This window comes from Candidatus Berkiella aquae, assembly GCF_001431295.2.
Lineage (GTDB): Bacteria > Pseudomonadota > Gammaproteobacteria > Berkiellales > Berkiellaceae > Berkiella > Berkiella aquae.
Map to the genome: position 1 here is coordinate 1,253,558 of NZ_LKAJ02000001.1, position 24,199 is coordinate 1,277,756.

15 protein-coding genes are annotated in these 24,199 nt (G+C 37.9%); 7 read left to right on the top strand and 8 right to left on the bottom strand.

Annotation, left to right across the window (positions count from 1 at the left end; all coding sequences use genetic code 11):
• Positions 1 to 69 precede the first annotated feature (69 nt).
• The gene (locus tag HT99x_RS05765; protein ID WP_075066163.1) at positions 70 to 1,347 is read left to right on the top strand and encodes a hypothetical protein; all 1,278 of its coding nucleotides are present in this window, start codon (positions 70 to 72) and stop codon (positions 1,345 to 1,347) included.
• A gap of 219 nt (positions 1,348 to 1,566) precedes the next feature.
• On the opposite strand, the gene HT99x_RS05770 is transcribed toward HT99x_RS05765, so the two are convergent.
• Positions 1,567 to 1,911: a zinc ribbon domain-containing protein YjdM gene (locus HT99x_RS05770; protein ID WP_075066164.1), complete on the bottom strand. Its 345-nt coding sequence runs from the start codon at positions 1,909 to 1,911 to the stop codon at positions 1,567 to 1,569.
• 216 nt (positions 1,912 to 2,127) lie between these two features.
• Between HT99x_RS05770 and HT99x_RS05775 the strand changes: the two genes are divergently transcribed.
• Both HT99x_RS05775 and HT99x_RS05780 read left to right on the top strand, forming a co-directional pair.
• Positions 2,128 to 3,171, top strand: a complete 1,044-nt coding sequence (locus tag HT99x_RS05775) for a protein kinase domain-containing protein (protein WP_075066165.1) — start codon at positions 2,128 to 2,130, stop codon at positions 3,169 to 3,171.
• Between the two features lie 140 nt (positions 3,172 to 3,311).
• Complete coding sequence (locus HT99x_RS05780) at positions 3,312 to 5,195, top strand: hypothetical protein (protein ID WP_075066166.1); 1,884 nt, start codon at positions 3,312 to 3,314, stop codon at positions 5,193 to 5,195.
• Between the two features lie 32 nt (positions 5,196 to 5,227).
• Here HT99x_RS05780 and HT99x_RS05785 read toward each other — a convergent pair whose 3' ends face one another.
• The 3 genes from HT99x_RS05785 to HT99x_RS05795 all read right to left on the bottom strand — a co-directional run bounded on the left by HT99x_RS05785 (position 5,228) and on the right by HT99x_RS05795 (position 10,153).
• The gene (locus tag HT99x_RS05785) at positions 5,228 to 6,325 is read right to left on the bottom strand and encodes a ribonucleotide-diphosphate reductase subunit beta (RefSeq protein WP_075066167.1); all 1,098 of its coding nucleotides are present in this window, start codon (positions 6,323 to 6,325) and stop codon (positions 5,228 to 5,230) included.
• Between the two features lie 13 nt (positions 6,326 to 6,338).
• Complete coding sequence (locus HT99x_RS05790; protein ID WP_445971431.1) at positions 6,339 to 9,173, bottom strand: ribonucleoside-diphosphate reductase subunit alpha; 2,835 nt, start codon at positions 9,171 to 9,173, stop codon at positions 6,339 to 6,341.
• A gap of 416 nt (positions 9,174 to 9,589) precedes the next feature.
• Positions 9,590 to 10,153 (bottom strand): TetR family transcriptional regulator, encoded by a 564-nt coding sequence (locus HT99x_RS05795; protein WP_075066169.1) that lies wholly within the window; start codon positions 10,151 to 10,153, stop codon positions 9,590 to 9,592.
• 271 nt (positions 10,154 to 10,424) lie between these two features.
• Here HT99x_RS05795 and HT99x_RS05800 point away from each other — a divergent pair, with 271 nt between their 5' ends.
• Entirely contained in the window at positions 10,425 to 12,332 is a 1,908-nt protein-coding gene (locus HT99x_RS05800; RefSeq protein ID WP_075066170.1) for a prolyl oligopeptidase family serine peptidase, read from the top strand.
• Positions 12,333 to 12,338: 6 nt separating this feature from the next.
• On the opposite strand, the gene HT99x_RS05805 is transcribed toward HT99x_RS05800, so the two are convergent.
• The 3 genes from HT99x_RS05805 to HT99x_RS05815 all read right to left on the bottom strand — a co-directional run bounded on the left by HT99x_RS05805 (position 12,339) and on the right by HT99x_RS05815 (position 19,138).
• Positions 12,339 to 15,779, bottom strand: a complete 3,441-nt coding sequence (locus tag HT99x_RS05805) for a YopJ family acetyltransferase (protein WP_075066171.1) — start codon at positions 15,777 to 15,779, stop codon at positions 12,339 to 12,341.
• A 166-nt stretch (positions 15,780 to 15,945) separates the two neighbouring features.
• Entirely contained in the window at positions 15,946 to 17,253 is a 1,308-nt protein-coding gene (locus HT99x_RS05810; RefSeq protein WP_075066172.1) for a hypothetical protein, read from the bottom strand.
• Positions 17,254 to 17,359: 106 nt separating this feature from the next.
• Complete coding sequence (locus tag HT99x_RS05815) at positions 17,360 to 19,138, bottom strand: hypothetical protein (RefSeq protein ID WP_075066173.1); 1,779 nt, start codon at positions 19,136 to 19,138, stop codon at positions 17,360 to 17,362.
• Between the two features lie 186 nt (positions 19,139 to 19,324).
• On the opposite strand from HT99x_RS05815, the gene HT99x_RS05820 reads away from it, so the two are divergent.
• Positions 19,325 to 22,618 carry a gamma-glutamyl-gamma-aminobutyrate hydrolase family protein gene (locus tag HT99x_RS05820; protein ID WP_158003378.1) on the top strand — a complete coding sequence of 1,098 codons (3,294 nt, stop codon included), beginning with the start codon at positions 19,325 to 19,327 and terminating at the stop codon, positions 22,616 to 22,618.
• A 37-nt stretch (positions 22,619 to 22,655) separates the two neighbouring features.
• On the opposite strand, the gene sodB is transcribed toward HT99x_RS05820, so the two are convergent.
• Entirely contained in the window at positions 22,656 to 23,234 is a 579-nt protein-coding gene (sodB, locus tag HT99x_RS05825; RefSeq protein WP_075066175.1) for a superoxide dismutase [Fe], read from the bottom strand.
• A 200-nt stretch (positions 23,235 to 23,434) separates the two neighbouring features.
• Between sodB and grxD the strand changes: the two genes are divergently transcribed.
• Together grxD and HT99x_RS05835 are read left to right on the top strand one after the other, a co-directional pair.
• A complete protein-coding gene (gene grxD, locus HT99x_RS05830) occupies positions 23,435 to 23,785 on the top strand; it encodes a Grx4 family monothiol glutaredoxin (protein WP_075066176.1) in 351 nt (116 codons plus the stop codon).
• Positions 23,786 to 23,901: 116 nt separating this feature from the next.
• A complete protein-coding gene (locus tag HT99x_RS05835; RefSeq protein WP_075066177.1) occupies positions 23,902 to 24,177 on the top strand; it encodes a hypothetical protein in 276 nt (91 codons plus the stop codon).
• Positions 24,178 to 24,199 lie beyond the last annotated feature (22 nt).

Sequence of the window (24,199 nt, forward strand, 5' to 3'; positions counted from 1 at the left end):
TGCGCTTTTTGAACTTTTCATCGCTTACGGTGTCTATTTTATGGAATCAAAAATTTAGGTAGATGAAAAATGACCACGTCAATCGATGATTTAATCAAAAAGGCACTGAATAGATTAAACGAAGGTGCCATTTCTGCTCAAAAACTACGTGAATTAGTAGCCAATATTGAACATGCTTATGATGTAAAATTAGCTGCAGATTTACGCTCGATTATAGCAGAAATGAGCAATGAAAATGAAATGACGATAAGATCGATTGGGCAGTTTCTCGGGATTAAGACAAAAAGTCTTGTGACGCTATTGGAGGAATTTGAGAAAGATACGAGTGTCTTTGAACAGTTGAGAAGTAGAAAGGATTTAGTCGAAAAATTAAAAGGAATATTAAATGAAGTTGATGTTCGATATCATCATTTAAGCAAACAGAATCGAAAAGATCTTGAGCTTATTAAACGAGATTTAGTTGCTAGCGCAAAGATTGCTACCCAGGAAGTTCCCACAAGAGCAAGGCCACCTTTAATAAGACAGCGTTCATTTAACGAGAAATATGATAAAGAAAATAGAGCGAGTAATGTTGACGAAAAGAAAGATCACTCAAAAAGAAAAAAGAGAAGAGCTGATGCTAGCAGTTCATCAGCGGCTAGCTCAGTGCCAGTCGAAAAAGAAGGGATCCAATTAGATTATATCCGATATATTTCAAGTGATCATGGTAAGGAAACTTCTCGTGATATTACGATTGTAAATGGGATCCCTTTTTATAGTTCTTCAGGTCAAAATTCAGGATTAGCAGGGACTTGGTTTCCATTTGAAGGGTTGCTCTCAGAACCGGCAAAGGATATGCAGGGGCTTGTCATCAAAGATGGGAGAAATATCCCTGGCTATTTTCAAAAGCCAGTGGTTCCTCCTTTTAGATTATTTTCATATATGCCGAGTGAAATTGTCGATAGTTTAAAAATTATCCACAAAGATTTGCATCAAAGGGTACCTTGTTTGCATCATCTTTTATTCTCTTCACTGATGGGTGGGGGAATATGGGAAAGCAAAGAAGGCGTGAAATTGAAACAGATGTTAGTTCAAAAATATCCTGAATTTTATGAGCATAATAAAAATATCAATGTATCCAGGTGTGTTGAAGTCATTGATGATTACCAATCGCAAAAAGGTTTGTCTCGCGATGAACTAACGCGCCCTGAGCACTACCAAAATGCAAAATTTCATACTATTAATCATTGGTTAAATGAGCATGGCAAAGTCGCTAATATAACCCCGCTTTTGAAAGATCAGCCAATATCAAAAACACCACGACAAGATGCCCAAGAAAAGAGCGTTGCAAAGAGTAAACCAAAGTAATGAAGCAATCCTGATATTCGCCATTCATCACTTGTTAACGCAGCTTTTATCGGAGTCTTAAAAAGCCTATTAATATCAAATGGTTACATTCTCATTTGCATGATGTTCCTACTTTAGAGGAAGAAGTAGGTGTAGCAGAAGAATCCAGGATGTCTTGCAGAATGTTACAAATTTCCCGAGCATGCAAAGCTCCCAAGGTAGGAGCTTTGCATAATACCTTTATAATTTTTTAACAAATTCTGATTTCAACATCATAGGCCCAATGCCTTCGATTTTACAATCGATATCATGGTCGCCATCAACGAGACGATTGATTTTTACTTTGGTACCTATTTTTGCGACTGATGAAGAGCCTTTTACCTTTAAATCTTTGATTAATGTGACATAGTCACCTTCTTGTAATGGATTGCCATTGGCATCTTTGACAACCAAGACATCTGTCTCAGTAGTAGATTCTTGCCCTTGATTCCATTCATGTCCACATTCAGGACAAACATAATGTTCTTGATCAGCATACACGAAAGCGGATTGGCACTGAGGGCAAGGGGGAAACTCTGTATTCATATAAAATTCTTATTTGATCAATATCTTGTTAAACAAAAGACAATAATATCATTTTTTCAGTTTTATATTTTAGAGTTAAGTGTATTTAAACCTGATTGATTCACTTAGCTCCTGAGAACATACACACAACCTGTATAACAAATTTTGTCTACATCTCTTAAAAAACATATAATAAAGTATGATAACTAAATATTGCGGGATGTAGGAGCAAATTTGATGTTACACATGAGCAGAGAGGGCCGCCAAAGTAAGAGCGAAAGAAAAAAATTATGGGAAGAAATTCTGAGTAACGAAAAAATTTATAAAGAAAAAGCTCAGATGGAAAAAGAATTTAATGAATATTTTTCTAGTGAAAATATTCATAATTTTCAGAGTAAATTTTCATCAGCTGAAATCAAAAAGTTAAAAAGAGATCAAAATCTAAAATTTTCCATTGTTTCTGGTGTCGATGGAGGACTATTTGCACTTTATCATGGTGGATTAAGTAAGGGTGATTATGGTGCTGTAAAACTTGCCCTAGAATTAAATACAGGGAAGGTTTGTATAATGAAAAAACAATTTAACTATAATTCTAAAGCATTTAAAAAAGAATCCTCATTTTCTCAATTGAGAGGATTACGGGTAGATGAGCAGTTGATTGACAGGAAACATAACTATCTTTTTGTCAATTTGGTTAATGGGATAACTTTAGAGCGTTTTGCGGAAATCGTAAAGTATCACCCATTGACTGCAAATGAAGAAATTGAATTAGCTACCAATTTTTTAAAAGCGCTGGAAGGTTTGAAAAAGAATAATATTAAACATAATGACTTGCATCCAGGCAATATTATTATTGATCCTATTAGTATGAAGGTATCTTTTATAGATTATGGTAGAGCAGAAGAATTAGAACTTACAAATGAAGAGGAAGAAGAGGAGGAAGAGGGAGAATTAAACTATGCGCTTTCTGATGAAGAAGAGGAATTAGAAGATCTTAAAAGAATGACCGATATAGAAGTCGCTTTTGGCTCGATTAAGAAAATATTTAAAAAAGGCAGCGAATTACATAGAATATTCAAAGACTTTAAGTCAGATAGTAGTTTATATGCAGCCTGGGATGCAATTGATGCTTACAAGGGAGCTACTAAGGCGTCAAGAAAAAGAAAATTAGAAGAAAAGCTTTCTACTGCCCCCAGTTCAAAAGAACATGAAGAGGATAATAAGAACAAAATAGAAAAAGTACCCAGCAATCCTCCTCCATCAAAGAAACCTCGAGCATAATCATATCAATCGCTGATTTTCCTATGAAAGGCGTTATACAAAAGGTAGACGGTAGCTTAGTAAACTAACATTTTATATATAATAGTCCCCAATGAATTACAACATATCTTTACGTATTTACACGTATTGGGGATTTTTTTATGTCAATTAAAGGCACCACAAGTTCTGCGCAAACACTCCAGCTGGATTTTACTAAATTATGTAAAACCACAGGCTGGCACAATAATTGTGGTTTAAATGCTTTAACCCACTTTTTAGTTGCAAAATTATCAGCGTTTTCCAATAGCGAATTGGATATTTTCTTAAGTGAAAATCCCGAATACCTTTCACTGTTAGCTTCTTTCAATGAATATTATGGCTTAACACAAGAACATGGCTGGCATGATGTGCTTGATTTATTGCGCGCTCATCCTGTGCCTACCGATCAAGAAGCCATTTTTGCACCTGTTTTGCGCAAACATCTTGGTAAAGCATTGATGGAACATCAAGAAGCACTATGGGATACCGATGCCAGTATGGCAGTCTCCGATTATATTAAGCATGGAACAGTTGCAGATGTTGCGCAGCCTGTTTATCGTTCCAATAAAGAGTATTTGGATGGTTTAAAAAAGCGTTTTGAAGAGGCATTAATCGAAGCATTAAATACACCGCCAACAGAGAGAGAATTAGCGACAGCCCGTAGTGCCTTAGCAAATCATAGTGACAATAAAGCAAATCCTCAATATAAAATGACTGAAGAAGAGATTTTGCGACATGTTATTTTTCAACGAAGAAACACTATCGAAGATGAGTTTGTCCCCATTGCTCAAATTGAATGGTTAACAAATGGCTGCCAACGTTATGCTAATTATATTGCAGATATGAATAACAGTGTGATGGTTTCAGCTGATCATTTACAATTTTTATGTGAAAAACTTAATATTGGTGCAGAAGTCTATACGCTTGAGTCAATGCGTCATGCACTATTACATAATGGCTTAGCAGAATATACTGGTGGTGCACAATCAATGCCACAAAGAGAATTTCCCTGGGTCATCAAAGTCTTTAATATGGGTTTACATTGGATCTATCAAGAACCCAATAATGATGTTGAAAAAGCAAGAGAGCACAATCAATATTATCCTAATGAGATGATGGAAGCTTTTTTCACCGATGAGAAGCAATCAGGAAAATTCAAATTATATGGTGGACGCTCAATCTCTAAGGAATTAATTATTGCGGAAGTGAAATGTCAGTTTGGTGAAATATCTTCAACAGAGTTAGAAGCTATTAAAGAAGCACACCGTCTTGCTGTAGAACTTTCACGATTGGAATTAAAAATGGCGCAAGCGAAAAAGTTGCAACCGAGCACCTCGACTTTGTCACCTTCTGTTCATCGCGTTTTTAATCAGTCTGATGAAGGTAAAAAATATATTCAATTATTTGAGCAAAATGCAGCGGCGGTAAAGGTTGTCAATGAAAAATTTAGTGGTGTGATAGCGAAAGCATTTATAGCGAAATATGCTGATGCTAAAACTTGCGAAAAGATTGCAAAATTAAATGCGCTTTCGCTTGTCTCGTTCTTAGAGAAATTTGCAGCGCTCAATAAACCTGTTTTGACGGATATTAATCGAGGAACGATGCAAATGCCGACGGTTATCTCAACTCCCGTAGTTGTTCCAACACCTGTTATTGGGCCGTCGCGACATTTATTGCAAGAGGCTATTTCTGTCAATTCAGCGCGGTCAATGACGCCCTTAGTCAGCGAACGAAAGGGGATTAAATTGCCTTTTCTTGCAATTATGCAAACGAACGCAGCTGCAACCGCAATCGCAAAACTGATTGAAGCTAATCCGCAAGCCTTAACGGTATTTAACCAATATGATGAAGCTTATGTACGCTCTTTTGTTAATAATCCTAAGCTACCTGCTTTATTGCTAGGATTTGCGAAACTGTTGCCTGAACAGCAAGTCTCATTGCTACAGAAATATCCGGCGACTTTGCAACCCAAAGTAGATATAACACAGAATGTAACTCTCAAGTAAGAAAAAAGGGCCTTAAAGGCCCTTTTTTCTTTTTATTCATCCCAGCTTAATGTACCACCGGTTTGATATTCCGTAACACGTGTTTCAAAAAAGTTCTTTTCCTTTTTCAAATCAATCATTTCACTCATCCAAGGGAAAGGATTGGTTGCGCCAGGATATTGTTCTGCAAGACCAATTTGTGAACAACGTCGATTAGCGACATATTCCAAATATTCACGGAACATTTGAGCATTTAAGCCCAAGATACCACGTGGCATAGTGTCGATGGCATATTGATACTCTAAATCAACGCCTTGGCGAATGATATCAATCATTTCACGTTGGAAAGAAGCTGACCAGAGCTCAGGGTTTTCAATCTTGATTTGGTTAATAACGTCGATACCAAAATTAAGATGCATAGACTCATCGCGTAAAATGTATTGGAACTGCTCTGCGGTACCCACCATTTTGTTACGACGTCCCAGTGATAACACTTGGGTGAAGCCTACATAGAAGAAGATCCCTTCAAATACCACATAGAAAGCAATCAGATCTCTTAAGAGGCGTTGATTGGCTTCAAAGGTACCGGTATGGAAGCTTGGATCGCCTAAGCTTTCAGTGAAAGGTAATGCCCATGCTGCTTTATGAGCAACCGCAGGCAATTCACGGTACATGTTGAACACACGACCTTCATCCATGCCCAAGCTTTCAATCACATATTGATAAGCATGGGTATGTAAGGCTTCTTCAAAAGCTTGACGAAGTAAATATTGGCGGCACTCAGGATTCGTAATATGGCGATAAACAGCCAATACTAAGTTATTTGCAACCAATGAGTCAGCCGTTGAGAAAAAGCCTAAGTTGCGCTCAATAATCATGCGCTCATCAGGCGTTAAACCATCATTACTGCGCCATAATGCAACGTCTGCCGTCATGTTGATTTCAGTGGGCATCCAATGGTTAGCGCAAGCAACCAAATATTTATCCCAAGCCCATTCGTACTTAAAAGGAACGAGCTGGTTCAGATCGGCGCGACAGTTGATGATTTTTTTATCATCAACCCGAATTCTGGCTGCGCCCATTTCTAAAGCTTCTAAGCCAGTTGCGCCGCCACGTGTTTTGGCTGCTGGAGGGGTTAATACCGCTGTCATGTTCATTCTCTCCTTATTGGCAAGCTTCACAAGTTGGATCATCAATTGGGCACACTTGGGGGGCAACCATTGTCGTTTCATCCATCGATGCTTTCACTGCATTTAACGTGCTACGTGAAACGGTTGATTTTTCTGCATCTGATGCGCCTAAAGTGCGGCAATAATAGGTGGTTTTAAGGCCACGCAACCAAGCCAATTTATAAACCGAATCGATTTTCTTACCGGATGGTTTATCAATGTAAATATTTAATGATTGGCTTTGATCAATCCATTTTTGACGACGAGCGCCGGCTTCAATTAACCAAGCGGGTTCGATTTCAAAAACCGTGGCATATTTCGCTTTTAGTTCAGCAGGGATGCGATCGATTTGTTGCACACTACCATTAAAGTATTTTAAATCATTAACCAATACTTCGTCCCAAATATTCAGTTTTTTCAAGTCGTTTACTAAATAAGGGTTAACGACAGTGAATTCTCCTGAGAGATTCGATTTGACGTAGAGGTTTTGATAGGTGGGCTCAATAGATTGTGAAACACCACAAATATTGGAAATGGTTGCTGTAGGAGCAATTGCCATTACATTGGAGTTACGCATTCCCACAGTTTTAACGCGTTCGCGTAAGGTTTTCCAATCAAAACGAGCTGATCTATCTACTTCTAAGTATTTTCCACGATACTCAGCTAAATGAGCAATGGAATCGATAGGTAACACACCTTTGCTCCATAAAGAGCCTTCATAGGTTGCATAAGTACCACGTTCTTCTGCCAAATCGGTAGAAGCTTGAATCGCGTAGTAACTGATAGCTTCCATGGTGGTATCAGCAAATTCAATCGCAGCTTGTGAAGCATAGGCGATATCAATTTGATACAACGCATCTTGAAAGCCCATCAAACCCATGCCAACAGGACGATGACGTAAGTTTGAACGTCTGGCTTGGATAACCGAGTAATAGTTAATGTCGATAACATTATCGAGCATTCGCAAGGCAGTTTTAACGGTACGTTGCAATTTTTCTAGATCTAATTTGTTGTCTTTGATGTGCTGTGACAGATTAATGCTGCCTAAATTACAAACGGCGATTTCATCGGTTGATGTATTGAGGGTGATTTCTGTGCACAGATTAGAACTATGAATAACACCTGCATGTTGTTGCGGTGAACGTAAGTTGCAAGGATCTTTAAAAGTAACCCACGGATGGCCTGTTTCAAAGATCATACCTAACATTTTTCGCCACAAGTTAATTGCGGGTACTTTCTTGAAATTTTTAATAATGCCAGTAGCAGCTTTACGTTCATAATTTTCATAGGCTGCATCAAAAGCATGGCCGTAAAGGTCATGCAAATCAGGCACGTCATCGGGGGAGAACAAGGTCCATTCTTTGTTTTCCATCATACGCTTCATGAACAAATCTGGGATCCAGTTTGCGGTGTTCATGTCATGGGTACGACGGCGATCATCTCCGGTATTTTTACGTAAATCCAGAAATTCCTCGATATCCAAGTGCCAAGTTTCCAAGTAGGCACACATTGCCCCTTTGCGCTTGCCGCCTTGATTGACTGCTACCGCTGTATCATTTGCGACTTTTAAGAAAGGAACAACACCCTGTGATTTACCATTGGTGCCTTTAATGTGAGCGCCCATTGCACGAACGGAAGTCCAATCATTACCCAAGCCACCGGCAAATTTAGAGAGTAAAGCGTTATCTTTTAGTGCGCTGTAGATGCCTTCTAAATCATCAGGAACGGTTGTTAAGAAGCAGCTTGAAAGCTGGGGTCTTAATGTGCCTGAATTAAATAGGGTAGGTGTTGAGCACATATAATCGAATGAAGATAGCAAGTTATAGAATTCAATGGCTCGCGCGTTCTTTTCAGGTTCTTTCAACGCAAGGCCCATGCATACTCGCATAAAGAAAACTTGAGGTAATTCAAAACGAACACCGCGCTCATGAATAAAATAGCGATCGTAAAGCGTTTGCAAGCCCAAATAAGTGAATTGATTATCACGTTCTGGCATCAATGCATTACTGAGTAAATCCAGATCAAATTCTTTAAGTTCAGGGCTAAGCAGCTCTAATTCCACGCCTTTATGCATGAATTGTTTAAAGGCTTGTTTATAAATAGCCGATTTCTCTTGTTCATTTTCAGGTGCTGGTAGCGCCATGAATTTGCAAGCTTCGCTCATTAAATCATCAAGCAATAAACGAGCAGCAACAAAGGAATAGCTCGGTTCTGTTTCAATTTTGGTGCGTGCGCTCATAATGAGTGCTTTGCGCAAATCACTGGCTTTAATGCCATCAAAAATGTTGCGTTTTGTTTCTGTCACAATGCTTAATGCATCAACATCATTGAGATCACGGCAAGCAGCATCGACGCGACTTTTAAGGCGTTGTTCATCTAGTGGGACGCGCTGTTCATTATCCAGCGTAATATGTAATGCATCAGAAGCAGGGATTGCTTTATGTTTTGCTTCCCGGGCAAGACGACGTTCTTCTCGATAGAGAATATAGGTGCGCGCTTCTTTGTGGTACCCCTGACGCATGAGAGATAATTCCACTTGATCTTGGATTTCTTCTACGCGAACGATGCCACCGGTCTTAAGATAGCGCGATACGCTGCTGGTGACATAATCGGCGAGTTCGTCAACGACTTCATGTATACGACGAGAATCGGCAGCATTACTTCCTTCAATCGCGAGGAAAGCTTTGGTAATGGCCACTTTAATTTTTTCAGGATTAAACGGTACAACACTGCGGTTATCACGGCGCATGACGTACAGTTGTCCGGGTTTTGGTGAAACGGGCAAACTGATTAGGTTGCTTTGTTCTGTATCTAAAATATCGATTTGCATGGATCCTCCAGCGCAATTGGAAGAAAAAAGTCAAAAAAACTCACTGCCAGCTTGAAACAAGTGGCAAAGTACAATTACTAACTAGTGGTGAATTAATTTGGGGAAATACCTTTTGAACCCCAACATATAGAAAAAAACCAACAGCTACATACAAGATAGTGCGGTTCCACGTCTAATGCAAGTGAAGAACCTGGGTATAACTTGTGGAAAACCTGGGCACAACTGATGTTTCGTAGGGGCGCCCGTTACGCTTTGTCGGATAGCCTTCATCAGGAATGGTGAGAAGCTTACAATGAAAATTAAAAAGTATCCATTAAGCTGAACTTCTTAAATTTTTTTATGCTGTTGAAAAGAAAAAAGCACCACGAGAGAGGATCACGTGATGCTTTTAGAGAGGAAAGCGTTTTGTTCAAAAATTAAACAGTTTCAATCCACTGACCTAAGTATTCGCCTTGGCGCGCAACGAATTGTGGATCTTTAAATGTTAAGGTAATTAAGTTAATACCTTGTAAGCTAGCAACTAAATTCAGTGCTAATTTTGAAGAATCATCATCTGTCTTACCGAGTGATTTAAATTGCTTCTCACACCAGTGGATAATATCGTTCATTAACTGGGAAGCTGCTTGGCCAATTGTGCCACCTTGCTTACCTAATTCTTGGCATAAGCTACCTAAAGAATCACCAAATTTAGCGGATTCATCAGCTAATGTGCCAACGTATTCAATCAGTGCACGTAAACGGCTTTTCACGTCTGTTTGGTTATTCCATTCGCTAAATAAAGTAGCCAATAATTTCTTACGACGTTCAATCACTGCCAAAGTTATAGAGTCTTTGGATTTGAAGTAGTAATACACGTTACCTAATGGCACATCCGCTAAAGAGGCGATATTCGCAAGCGTTGTATTGCTCACGCCTTGCTGATGAAATAGCGCATCAGCGGCTTCAATTAATCGTTCACGTTTATCGTTGCGTCGGGCCATGATTACTGTTCCTATATGTTTTTTATGTTACTAAGCTTCTCGATAGCAAGCTAGAACGATAAGAATCGTTAGTTCGCTAAATTGAGCGTATTATACCTCATATATTTGCTAGTTCAATAGTTAACTGAAGAATATTTCAAATATTGTCAAGAAAAGTCAGATGACCGTTTGCTAATGCCTGATAATAGGTAAAACTCTATAAGTTATTGAATAATATATAAAATATCATATAACAAAGACTTATTGTGATATTGCATGTAAGGAAAAAGCTATGCAAAATACAAAATTGATTCCACGGCAGGTTCTATTTGCTGATCCAGAAAAACTCAACGTTAAGATAAGTCCGGATGGTAAACACATTAGCTATTTGGCGCCTTATGAGGAGGAGCTTAATTTATGGCTAGCCCCTATTACTAATAGCCAAGCTGCAAAACCCGTCACCAAGAGCAAGCAACCGATTAAAGATTATTGTTGGAGTGGTAATGGAGATTTTCTCCTTTATATCCATGATGAAAAAGGCGATGAGAATTGGCAGTTACACGGTTTTCATTGTGAAACGGGTAGTTATCATTCTTATACTGCAAAAGGCTGTAATGCCAAAATTATTCATATTAGTGCCAAGAAGCCTGAACAAATCTTGATTGGGTTAAACCAGCGAGATAGCCATTATCACGATGTTTATTTATTAGATCTTGCCGCAAACCATATGGAGTGTATTTGGCAAAATAATGCGTATTGGGAATTTATTGCGGATGATGAGCTCACTATACGTTTAGGGGTGAAGATAACTTTGCAAGGGGGAGAATACCTTGACTTAACACAAGCTGAGCCAGAATGTGTTGCGAAGGTTACACAGCATGATCTTTTTGGACTTTATTTCTATCCGCGATTGCGTCTGGGCTTATCAGCTGATGGTACACAGCTTTTTTTAGCACAGAGTGAAAAAACGAACACCTCTCAATTAAGTGCCGTGACATTATCGAGCAAGCAACTAAGTGTATTAGGCGGACAACAAAATGCCGATATTTGCGATATACTGCTTGATCCTCAACATAAAATCCCTTTAGCCTATGCGGTGAACCATCAACGAAAAGCCTGGTTTGGACTTGATAAAGAGACCGAACAGGAAATACGTTTTTTAACGGCGTTCGATGATGGTGATATGGATATTGTGAGTCAAACTAAAGACAATCAACTTTGGATCATTGCTTATGTTCGTGATAATGGTCCTGTAGGCTATTATCTCTACCATCGAGATAAAAAAACTTTAAATCATTTGTTTGATAGCCATGCTTCTTTTTCTCAATATGCTTTTACTCGCATGCAACCACAAAATATTAAAACCAGGGATGGTTTGGAATGCGTCAGCTATTTATCTCTGCCTTTAGATAAACAACAACCCGTACCATTAGTATTAATGGTGCATGGTGGGCCCAACTTTCGTGATTTTTGGGGTTTTAACCCGATTCATCAATGGTTAACCAATCGTGGCTATGCGGTATTAAGCGTTAACTATCGTGCATCAACTGGCTTTGGTAAAGCACATGCGATGGCAGGAAATGGCGAATGGGGTGGTAAGATCCAAGAAGATTTACTGGATGCTGTTGCTTGGGCAATAGAGCAAGGGATCTCGCGTAAAGAACAAGTGGCTATTATGGGACGCAGTTTTGGCGGCTATGCAACGTTGATGGCATTGACGCAAACTCCTGAGGTATTTTGTTGTGGCGTAGATATTGTAGGGCCTGCTGATTTAGAAACCATGGCTGCTAATTTTCCAGCCTATTGGAAAACCATGCAAGGGGTTATCAATGGGATGATGTTAGGATGCGATCCTGATACGCCCGAGGGGAAAGCATTTTTAGCTAAACGTTCACCTATTCATTCGGTCAATAAAATTACCAAACCATTATTAATTGGTCATGGTGCAAATGATGTGAGGGTCAAACAATCAGAATCCGATCATATGGTTGCTGCCATGCAGGCAAATGGCATTCCAGTCACCTATGCCTATTTCCCCGATGAAGGCCATCAGTTTATGCATCCAGGGAATCGAATGGCCTTTTATGCACTGGCAGAAGCGTTTTTAGCGAATATTTTTCAGGGAGATGTTGAGCCGCAGGATAAAAATTTACATACATCGATGGTGGTTAAGGTTGATGATTTTAAATTAACAAAGTAAACCGCACTACTTCTTGCGGTTACTGCTATTTTTTTTCTCGGGTAAGGGATTCTGAATGGCTTGTAACGTGTTTAAATAAACTTGTTTGTTGTTAGGATCGTTAAAGCTTGCTCGAGTGCCAGGAGCCGCTAGCTCAATTTGATTTTTAAGGGTTTCACAAAGCGTTTTTAAACTGGACTTATTAGTTAAAGATTGTTGTATCTTATCTAATTGCGCAAAAGCAAGCATCGCTTTTTCTTGTGGAAGTAAAGTGTTTTCCTTTTTTATAAAATTAAAAACATCGCTAATATCTTTGATTTGTTGTTTACGCTCGCTGGTAATTCCAGAAAGATCTTTTCCCACCGATTTTACGGTTTGATATAAGCCTAAAATACGACGATCATTGTGATGTTTAGCTTGATGATACTGCTTATAATCCGTATTTAAATTATCAAAATTTTTCATTAAAATTGAATCAAGACGTTGGTTGTCTACAGGTCTAGGAAGTGCAATGTTAAGGCTTTTTAAAGCATCTTCAATGATTTTTATTGCGTTATAATTGGCTTTTTTATTTTGGTGAGCAGATAGATACACTGCAGAGATTGCTTCCATCATTTTTTGGTTTTTTTGCTCATTAGGAAGTTTGCTTGAATTAATATCTTTCAATTTATCCAGAAGTGGAATGAGCCATCGATCTTTGTTGTCTTGAGGAGAAATAACCCAAGTCATTGCCAGGTTAGATATTTTTTTAATGACATTCATGACAAGATCATCATTTTGCACAGGAGTAGGCAATGGTATTTCTTGAGCTTGCTCTTGTTTCATAATTTGCATGATAGGCATCTGATTTTTGGGCTCTGCCTTAGCAAGGCTTTGTACTTTTTGCTCCAAGCCATAATTGCTGGTCACTTTTGTTGTTGCTTTAACAGTCGGGTCAACCTGTTTTTTAATAGCGGCAATTTGCTCGGTTGCAGGTATCACAGTGCCACGACTGCTAAGGATATCTTTACCATTTTTATCATGATCTTGTAATATTTTAATAATAGCCTCTACTGAGGTGGCACCATCAAGCTGTTGTTTTAATTCTGTTTGATCTTTTTGTCTTTGAAGCATTACTTCATTGAACGTTGCAACAAATTCCTGATACTTTCCTACCGGCATTTGTTTGCTTGTAAAATAGATATAGTTTGATGCAATATCAAGTTTAACTCCCAGCTTAGCTAAAACCTCTTTCGCTTTTTGTATGTTTTCAGTAGGAACATCTCTAAAAACAGCATCATTAGGTGAATATGAAAAGGAAGAATACACAGTGTATATTTGTAATATTTCTCGAAGTTTATAATACATATCATCTTGCAGTTTTGCTTCAGATTGTTCTGTGGTGGCATTTTCCTTTGGAGGTTCTATGGGTTGTGTTTGTTCCTTTTGTTTAAATTCTTGTTCATATTTCTGTTTCATCAACTGAATGGCTTTATCACGAATACCATGCTGGCCTGTGATATGCGTCCCGCTAAACACGACATCGATGCGATTATTACCAGAAATATATTCTAATACAACTGGATCGCTGCTTAATTTTTTTAAATTATCTAACATCAATCCTTTATCCAGCAACGTACCATGAGAACTGAGGATCGGATGTTGGTATTTTTCAATAGTACTAATAAGCTCTTCCATGTTTTTCACGTTTTCGATATTTTGAGTGAAAGAAACCGCTGGATCAACCGGAGGCATTTTGACATCTAGTTCAGATGCGATATTAGGCTTAATAGTTACATCAGTGCTCGCTTCAGACAAACCCAATTTCTGTCTTTGAGCAAAATCAATGATTTCAGCTCTTGTGAGAATAATATTCGGGATAAAATGAAATCGCAAGTTAGCACGTGAATGATCACTTACTTTATAACTACCATCAGGGAGTCTTGCAATAGTAATATTATCTTCTACTTTAGGATTATAATCGCCACGAAAAAATTCTTCTTTTAATTTTTTAATTTCATGTGCTTTAGGACTTTCCAAAAACGCTTCTGCTGCTTGAATAATCTCATCTGGCAAGGCACTCTCAATATTTGGCATGACCGCTTCTTTCCTTTCTATTTCTTCAACACTACCAACGTTGCCTTTCATTCTATTTTCTATTGGCGGGGAGTTTTCATCTGATGTTGAAGCTGCTTTTTGTCTACCACGTTTTTCATCTTGATCAAGCTGATATGTTTTAACCTTATTATTCCCAGAAAATGATACTTTTTTGCGAAATTTCACAGGAACGACAGGGTTGGTAGGGAGTGATTTTTTTTCATCAACAACGGCTGCTTTTGAAGCTTCCGAGTCATTTGTTGTTAGTGTTTGGGCAGGGGATTGTTTGGGGCCATAAACGCTTACAAGTCGTTCCAAGGTTAGATTACTTGCATTATATTGTTCAACTGCGGTCTGTATTTCCTCAGGATTTTTGTCCTTTAAAAAATTTCTAACTTGAGCATTGTACTTTTCACCGAAATGATTCGCATAAGTATCCGAGTGTTTTTCAAAGGTTTGCTTTAAGGTACGACCTTTTCGAGTAACAATGGTACTACCAAGCTTTTCTATCAGTGCTTTATAAGCTGTTGTTGATTGTAAGCTTTTCATATACTTAGTGGGAACTTCATAGGTATAAGTAACTAAATTTGGATTGAATGAATCGCCACCTTTTTTTGCCTCACGTAGATATTTCTGATCAAAATCAGATTCGCGATTCATTTCACGAGCGTCCTTTGTTGCAAAAATACCGCATTCAAATTCAGATTTTTGTCGACTTTGTGCTTCTAGCCCTTTATTGGGGGCAGCTAAATCTTTGGCGACACTAAAGTAAGCCGTCACATTGGTTGGTGTTTTACCTTCTTGTTCGGCCTTTTCAGTAAGCGCATCTGAAACTACGTCTGCCGTCAATGACGTATAGAGTGAATTATTTGTTCCATCCATGTGTATGAGTCTTATACCCTCTGGCGTGCGGTCAAATTTTACAACGGTTTTATGAACAGGACTAAAAAACATGCGCCATAGACCAGGATGCTTTGCATTTTCTGCTTGAGTGGGTTGAAATATGACTGTAACACTGCTTCCTACTGGCGCATTGTCCATGAGTTTTGAAATATGTTTTAGGCTATCAACAGAGTCAGCGATAAGGGGTTGTGCTTCAGATTTATCCCTTTGAGCATAAAGATAAGATGTCAATGCAAGTCCTTTAGGCGATAATTGCAATGCAGGTGGCTTTACTGCTTTTGGGAGGAGGGGTGGCTCACCTTCAGGTGTTTTTCCTTCTGAGACGAGTTTTTGATATTCTTCATATTTGCCTTTTGCGAACAAATAAGCATTATATCGAGCCATTGCCGAACTATAGAGTCCAGCATATTTGTCAACACCTAGAAAGAAATCACTCTCATCTATATTGTTATCATGTCCGGACCAATCAGAAATACCACGTACCGTCATAACACTTCCGTAGGTTTGCCTTATTTTTTATATTTTATAACCATCAAAGAGAGTTTAGTGATAGAACATCAAATGAAAGTGAAGGTTTTTATGAGAGAAAGTAAGTATATAGTGCTTTTACACACTTTTTATTTGTGAATCACCGTGAAATTTTATAGACAACATTTTATTTATTTCGTGGCGCTGATAGTTGAGCTGCATCAGGGGTTTTAGGAGGAGGGGGAGCTGCCATATTGACTACCTCTGCTTTCTTATTATCTTCAGCTATTTTAGCGACCAATTTTTCTTTTTCAAATTGATTGAGTACCACATGATGCGCACGTGGACGAGTGGCAGCTTCTGCCGCACCTGATGGTGCTGCCGCGATCCAGGGCAGATTACTGGATTCATCAAGTGCTTGCTTGGAATTCACGGCATTGGGTTGTTTGGTATCTATCATATCGGTTAATGGTTTGATAACTAATGCATTGGCTTGTAGCATTTCATTTTCTTTTTCCTGTGCAAAGAGTTTTTCGAGTAAAGTGATATGTTGTTTTTGTGAAGTGTTTTCACTACTCATCAATTTGCTAAGGAAAGATTGTGGATATTGCTTTCCTTCTTTGACTGACGCTAAAGAACTGCTTAATAATTGCTTACGCTTAGCGCTGTCTGGAAACGCCTGGATAAATGTTTTACATGCGTTGTCACTCTCAAGAATCAGTGGCAGCTTTGCAATCAATGTTTGATTTTTTGCCAGCGCTTCAAATACTTTATTTTGAGCAGATGCACCTAAAAAAACAAAAGATTTATCTTTGAGAATATCTGAAAATACTTTGGATATATTACTTGCATTAAACTCTTTATTTAATTCAGCCGTTAAACGCCCCATCAGGATCTCAAGATCGCCCGAAAATTTTTGATTTAATTTGGCAGTGATCTCAGCGACGGTAGCATCAGGCGTTAGGCCTGCTCGTGCTTTTTTGTTGATCTCTTGCAAGAAATCTTGTATTCGTGCTTCATCTTGTTGAGTGCTTTGCGCGCCAAAGGGTTTAAAAGTGCTAAGGCTTAAGGTTTTAAAACGATAAGCAGCCAAAATCTCTTGTTGCACGGTGGCTAAATCATCTTTTAAAGCGGGATAATCTTTAAGTTGTTTGGCCCAAAAAGCATTCCATTCTTGATGTTGTGCTTTTTGGGCAGCTGTTCCATTGGGATCGCCTTGCAAATCTTTATTTAGTCTGGCAAAAAGATCATAGACGTTTTGCACATTTGCAACCGAATAAGGGGGGCTTAAGGTACCATTGGTAAAAAGGCGATTGGCATCGTGGATGAATTGATTAGCTTCGCCTGAGAGCTCGGCAATACGGGCTATTTTAGGACCACTATTTTTGGAGAAAAAACGAACCCGTTCCCCTGCTTGGGCAGGACTGATTAAAATGTTATCTTTTATATTATGATCGACAATTTCTTGCATTTTTTCAATTAAAGGACCGGGCATAATTCACCCCCTCCAGCAACTTTATATAACATCTATAGTTCATAAAATGCTGTAAAAAGGGACAACGGTACTTGGTTGTACCGGAAGAGGAGGAGAATTCTTTTTATCAAAGTTTTTTGGATGACCTTTTTGGTTCTACAGGTGTTGCTTTCTTAATTAGGGCATTGGCAGCTTCAATATATTGCTCAGATTTATGCTGTGTGCTTTTTTCTATATCTGGAAATTGTTGGGTAATGTTATTTTTAAGCTCAGTACATATTTTTTCCATGCCTGAATCGAATTTATTCTTTTCTCCTTTTATATCATTGATAACCTTGCTTAAATAGGCATAGGCAATCATTGCCTTGTCTTGCGCTGGTGGAGTGGACCCTGCCTTTAATTCGTTAAACAAAATTTGAATATTATTGATCTGTTGTTGTCGTATGTTGTTTTTTTGGTTCATTATCTTAGCCGCATTTTTAGCGATGCCATACATCGCTAATTTTATAGGCTCGGCTTGCGTACGTTTATCGTTGTACAGTGCTTTAATATTACTATTTAAGATATCGTTTAAGGTAATAGGCACAGGTATTTTTAATGCGGTTAAGATAGCTTTAACGGTATTGGTCGCGACATCACAATTGGTATTTTTTGCTTCATGATACATTTTAACGATGGCATGCACCATGCGCGTATGTTTATTATTGCCTTGCTCATCATAGGGGAATTTTTCTGCATCGATTTTGTTGAGTTCATTATAAAGAGCTTTAATAAGAACGCTATCTTTTTCATTTAAATTGTTTTCATGTTTTATTATTTGGTCTGTTATTATATTGCCCAGTTCTTGCAATCTTAATCCTCTTGACTCAACCAGAGGTTCTTTATTTTTTCTAGCAAATTCTAAATCTGTAACCCCAAAAGTTAAAGGAGCAAATGCTGAAGCATGGTTTGTTGAAAATTGATGCACTTCTGGTAATGGTTGCTGTGTGACGATTGGCCTTTTGTTGCGCGTAAATTTTCTGCTTACTTTTTTTGCAGTCTTGGTTATTTTTTTATTTACTTTTTTCGAAGTTTTGGTTAACTGTTCATTAAGTTTTTTGGTGTTGTCTGCTAGTTGTTTGTTTAATTTTTTGGTATTGTCAGCTAATTTTTTGTTTAATTTTCGAGTGTTGTCAGCTAATTTCTTATTTAATTTCTTGGTGTTGTCAGCTAATTTCTTATTTATTTTTTTGACTTTACTGTTCAAAGATTTCTTCGCGGCAATACTTGCAGCTTTTACTTTGGAAGTTCTTGATTTTTTTGCTTTTGCTTCGGATTCTGTGGTCGTGGTATCTTTAAGTTCTATTTTTGCTATCGGTTTTTTTTCTAAGGTTTGATCTCTAATTTTTTCAAACTGCTTAATCATGTTGACAAGGTCAGGTTGATTAGATTTTTTGGCAGCTATCTCAAATAGGTTAAGGGACACATTGTAAGAATTGATGAAATGATCAAGAATATCTTTATCAAAATCAGGACCGGTATCATATTTGCTAAGCATGTCAACAATCTTATCGTGCCATGTTCTTAAATGATTGATTAACTGAATAACATCTCCGGCATAACTAACGCTTTCAGCTTTATTTGATAATTGAGTATATTCGCTAATCGTATCAATGACCAACTGATTTCTATTATCAGCCTTACTGCCAGGAGAAAGATAAGGATAGGCAATAGCAAAAGCATCGCCTATTTTGGGTATTTCACCTGAATCTGGATATTTGTCGGTATGGCTTAATTCATTAAATACCCGGTTAAATTCTGGATCGCTTAGATTGTTTGCATATTGTACTGCCCGATTGAAATTATCATTAAATAGTGTTTCAGGGCTCGTTTCGTCAGCAAATCGTACTTTTTTAGATTTTGCCATTTGTAATACCACCCATGACAGCAATTTTGTGAATAAGTCGTCTTAATAATATAAGCTTTTTTTAAATCAATTCTAAGCCAGTTTCGCTATAGGTCATTTTGGGTAGTGTAGCCACACGGGCGTCGCCAGGAACTTTTTTGCTGCATAGAAGGTCTCACAACTAGAGAAAATAGCGAGGAAATGATTGTGGTACCAGGTCCTAAACAAATGATTACCCAAGAGGCATTTGAAGCACTCATTGCCCAAGTTCCCAAAGATCAACCCATGGCTTCTTTGAGCAAGCTCTTAGAAGACAATGGGTATTCTCCTATTTTAAGTAATATTGATTTTGCTATTGTAGGTCTTACTATAGATCATCCCTCTGGAGCGGGGAAAGTGGTTTCTCATGGACGAGAATTGTTAAAAAATGTGGACTATTCGGGAATAACGTTTAACGATTGTAAATTGGAAGAATGTAATTTTTCTGGATCACATTTTGAAAACTGTCGTTTTAATAATACTAGCTTTAAAAATGCAATTTTCGAAAATTGCAATATTAAACAAACCTCATTTGAAAATTGTCGTTTTGAAAGTACCTTGATGATGCGCGCCAATATTGAAGAAAATGTGCTATTTAGTAATTGTAATATGAAAAATGTCGATTTCTATAAGGCAAAGTTTGGTCAAGAGGTAAAATTTAGAGGTACTTCTGTGACTGACAGTGTCTTTATTGCGGCAGAAGATCAAGGTGTTATCTGGGAAGCAACGATACTGAAAGATTGTGTTTTACCTAAAGATAAAGAATTTTTCAAAAACGCAACGAAAGAAGAATCTCAACCACCAAAGCCGGTAGTAGGTATCTTATGGCAACCTCATAAGCCGGGTCATTCCGCTTTTAAAGTTTATGAACAATTAAGAAAACAAGGCGCAGTACCTGTTAGAATAAGTTATTTATCAGATAACGAAGTGGATCTCAAAAATCTAGATAGTGAAGTAAAACAGTCTCTTAATAAATATGAAAAGAAAAGAAGCGAAGGCAAAGCACCTGACAAAAGTCGAGCAATGGCAATTCTTGAAGCTGCTGATAAAAATCCGCAAGCACATCAAGAAACACAGAAAATTATTGACCGCTCTCGACTCTATAGCGAATACCTCGATAGCATGTTGATTCCTGGTGGGGCAGATATCCCTTCTGAGCTTTATGGGCAACCTCCTGATCCGCGTGCTGAGCCAGAAAGTGATTATATGAGAAGTGTTATCGAATTTGCTTTAATTCGTGATCAACAAGCACGTGGTAATCCGATGATGGGTATTTGTCGTGGTTGCCAAATTCTCAATGTATATCACGGTGGTGATATGATTCAACGATTGGATGATAAAGGAAACTTTAAATCGGCCCCTCCTATTAAAGCTTTGCCAGGAACGCATGGGATTATGCCTAGCTTATTACAAGAAACGGTAAAAGGTATGTCAGTTCATCACCAAGCAATACAAAATATTGGTGATAATGTATCACAAGGAGCTCAGCTGGAAGTGGTTGCTACTTATAACGGCGTTGTCAAAGCAGCTCAAGAAAAATATGGTGCACCTATTATGATGACCCAATTTCATCCTGAGTTTCATGGTGATAGTGTTGGTGAAGCATACGATAGTCATAAAGGTAGTTTAGGAGACAAAATACAAACTGGTGCTTCTGTGATTTTACTTAATTCAATGTTAAATAATAACAATGATGATTTTATTGCAACATTTATTGATGCTACAAAGCATCGCAAAGAAAAAACGGGTGTGGTTGAAGAAATAAAACAAGTTAAAGCAACGCAAGATGCGCAAGTGAATTTACCCAAGGTAGAGAGTGGGGTTGTAGAAGAACCGACATTACGTCCTTCTCGGTTAAAAGGAAAAGAACGAAGTGAGCAGCCTCATGTAACACAAACATCGAAGTCAAGTATGGTCAAGAGCTTTATTCAAAATTATCGTTATCATCAAGATGCGAAGAATCAAAAAAGAGCTAATCGCTTTCCACTTTTCAAGAAGCTGGCCTTCAGAGTGATAAGCTATTTAGATAGAAAAATCTTTTCGCGAAAACAAGAGAGGGTCATCAGGAACTTGAAAAGAGATCAAGCAAAATTGAAAAAATTACAAAAAGAACCTGAAAAAAATGAGGCTAAAATACAAACAATATTTAATAAAAGTGTGAATAAAATTTCTGCCTATTATGCAAAAAATAAGAACACGACATTGGCACAGGTTTCAGCTGATTTTCTTGCAAAAGAAACAGGATTTGATCCACAGGTAAATCAAAGAAAAAATTATGAATCTTATAATAGCGCATTAGAAATCAGGAAATTCGTTGACGAATATCCCACAAGTAATTTGGCAAAAGCAATCACCACGTTTGCAAGAACAGAACATTTTGCTAATGTGACTAAAGACGCTTCAGGCAAAGTGACCGTGACGCAAGAAAAACGTTTTCCAACTAATGAAAAAGAAATGCTAATGGTTGTTGATTGGTATAATCGTAAACATTCACAAATGGCAAATAATACATTACTGACGCCTAAAGATAAATTGCTGGGTGTGCAATTAAATGAATTATCTGCAAAAGGCAGTTTGTTGACCATTGATGAGATTCATTTGAAATATTCACTATCTATTGCAGAATTAATGCAAGGTGGTGAAGCTTATCAAAAATATAATGAAGCATTGCATACATTTTTGAACAATAACGAGGGTAAATATCCGGCTTCAAGGCAGGAATGGAGAAAATTTCAAGGAATGATTGCTGAGCATCAATTAAGTGATACCCAAACCATTGAATTTATAAAAAAAACGGGAGCCATTTTTCAGAGAATTGAAGATTTAGAGCAAAAGCTTAAAAATGAGACGGATCCGGCAAAAGTAACGCCACTTAAAAAAGAAATACTGGATACCAAAAATGAAGTTGTTGCTTCTATGATGGTTGGTCCTCAGGAAATGTCTCATGCGATTTCAAAATATATTGAGCAGCATCGTGGTTTGCCTGTCGACTCCAATTCATGGAAAAAATTTAAAGAGGGATTAGGTTCAGTTTCTGATCCTGAAGCTAAAGAATTGATTAGCAAAGTTGATAAACTGCAAGCAGAATGGAAAAATGAGGCTCAAGCTAAAATCGAACAGTTCATCAATAAAAATCCTGATGATAAGATGTCAAAAGTATTAATTGAATATAAAAAAGAAGTTGGCACTTTACCATTAACCCAAGAAGCCTGGGGGCAATTCTTAAGTCAATATGAAGAATTGAGTGAGAAAATACTCTTTGACCCAAAAGCAACGGAACTCATGTATCACATCAATCAACGCGAGCTTTTAGTAAAAGATGAGTTAAAGTTAATGAGTGAGCCAGAAACCAAAAGAGCTCAAGCGATGACCTTTAACCAGATGCCCGAGATTGAAAAAGAAGAAAAACCTAAACCTCAACCTAGTATAACAACACCATCGATGAACGTGAAAAATAGATAAGACAGAAGAGGCCATGAACTGGCCTCTTCTTAATCGATTAGGCAAATTGTTCTGCAACAAAATCCCAATTGACTAAATTCCAGAAATGTTCAACATATTTAGGTCTTGCATTACGGTAATCAATATAATAAGCGTGCTCCCACACATCACACGTTAATAACGCTTTTTGGTCGGATGTCATGGGGGTTTGTGCATTGGATGTGCTAACCAGATCTAAAGAACCGTCTTTATTTTTAACAAGCCATGCCCAGCCTGAACCAAAAGTGGTGATTGCTGTTTTGGTGAATAATTCTTTAAATGCATCAAAGGAACCAAATTTTTGGTTAATGGCTTCTGCTAATTTGCCTTTTGGTTCACCACCACCATTAGGGGATAAACAATGCCAATAAAATGTATGGTTCCAGACTTGCGCAGCGTTGTTAAAAATCCCACCATTGGAGGTCTTAATAATTTCTTCTAAAGACTTGTTTGCAAATTCTGTGTTAGGGATCAAATTATTTAAATTATCGACATAGGCTTTATGGTGCTTACCATAATGATATTCCAATGTTTCACGGGAAATATGGGGTGCTAATGCATCCATTTCATACGGAAGGGGAGGGAGTGTTATTGCCATGCTTCAGGTTCCTTGTTTATATTTAAATCACTGACTTTAATTTAAACGTCTGATTTTTATCAGAAACACAGTCTATGGAGCAAAATAGCTCATGGCAAGGGTTTATCAAGCTAGCCTAAATATTCTACAATGCTGTCCTTTATGCTCTTGCCACTTTTCAAATTGGTTTGAGTACATAACCTTATTAGCAGAGTAGAGCAATGGATACATTAGAACGCATCAAGCAGCAGATCGAAAATCACGCATTATTGTTGTACATGAAGGGCACGCCGCAATTTCCACAATGTGGCTTTTCTGGTCAGGTTGTACATATTTTAAAAATTTGTAAGGCAAAATTTGCTTACGTTAATATTCTTGAGAATCTTGATATTCGTCAAACCCTCCCAATTTATGCGAATTGGCCTACTTTTCCACAGTTATATTTAAATGGTGAATTGTTAGGTGGTTGCGATATCGTAACGGAATTATTTGAAAAGGGTGAATTGCAAACGCAACTCGCTGCCGCTGGCGTATTAGCCGATAACATGGAAGCGGTTGCCGCAGAAGTTTAAAGACAGTCAATTAACTAAAAAGATGTTTGGTGATTGACCTGCCGTTTGTCCGCTTTAACATGAGAGTAAGCAAATAATGTTTATTTGCTTACTTAATTGTTAGAAGGGGATTACCCATGATACGTCAATTATCAACCAATGAAATTCGACAAGTGTCAGGCGCTAATTGGTGCAACGGCAATAATTTTTCACCCGAAATGTGGAAAAGGATGCAAGCCGATGCACATCGTGAAGCAACGGCTTCTGGCGTGATAGCTGGCGCAGCCCTTGGGCTTTCCGCGCTTTATCTTGGTGCTCCTGTCATTACAACAACGTTGGTGGCAACCATGGTTGGCCAAGCGGTTTATCAATATGATTATCAGAACTATGAATTCTGGCCCTGGAACTTTTAAATAGGATTATCAGGGGGAATCA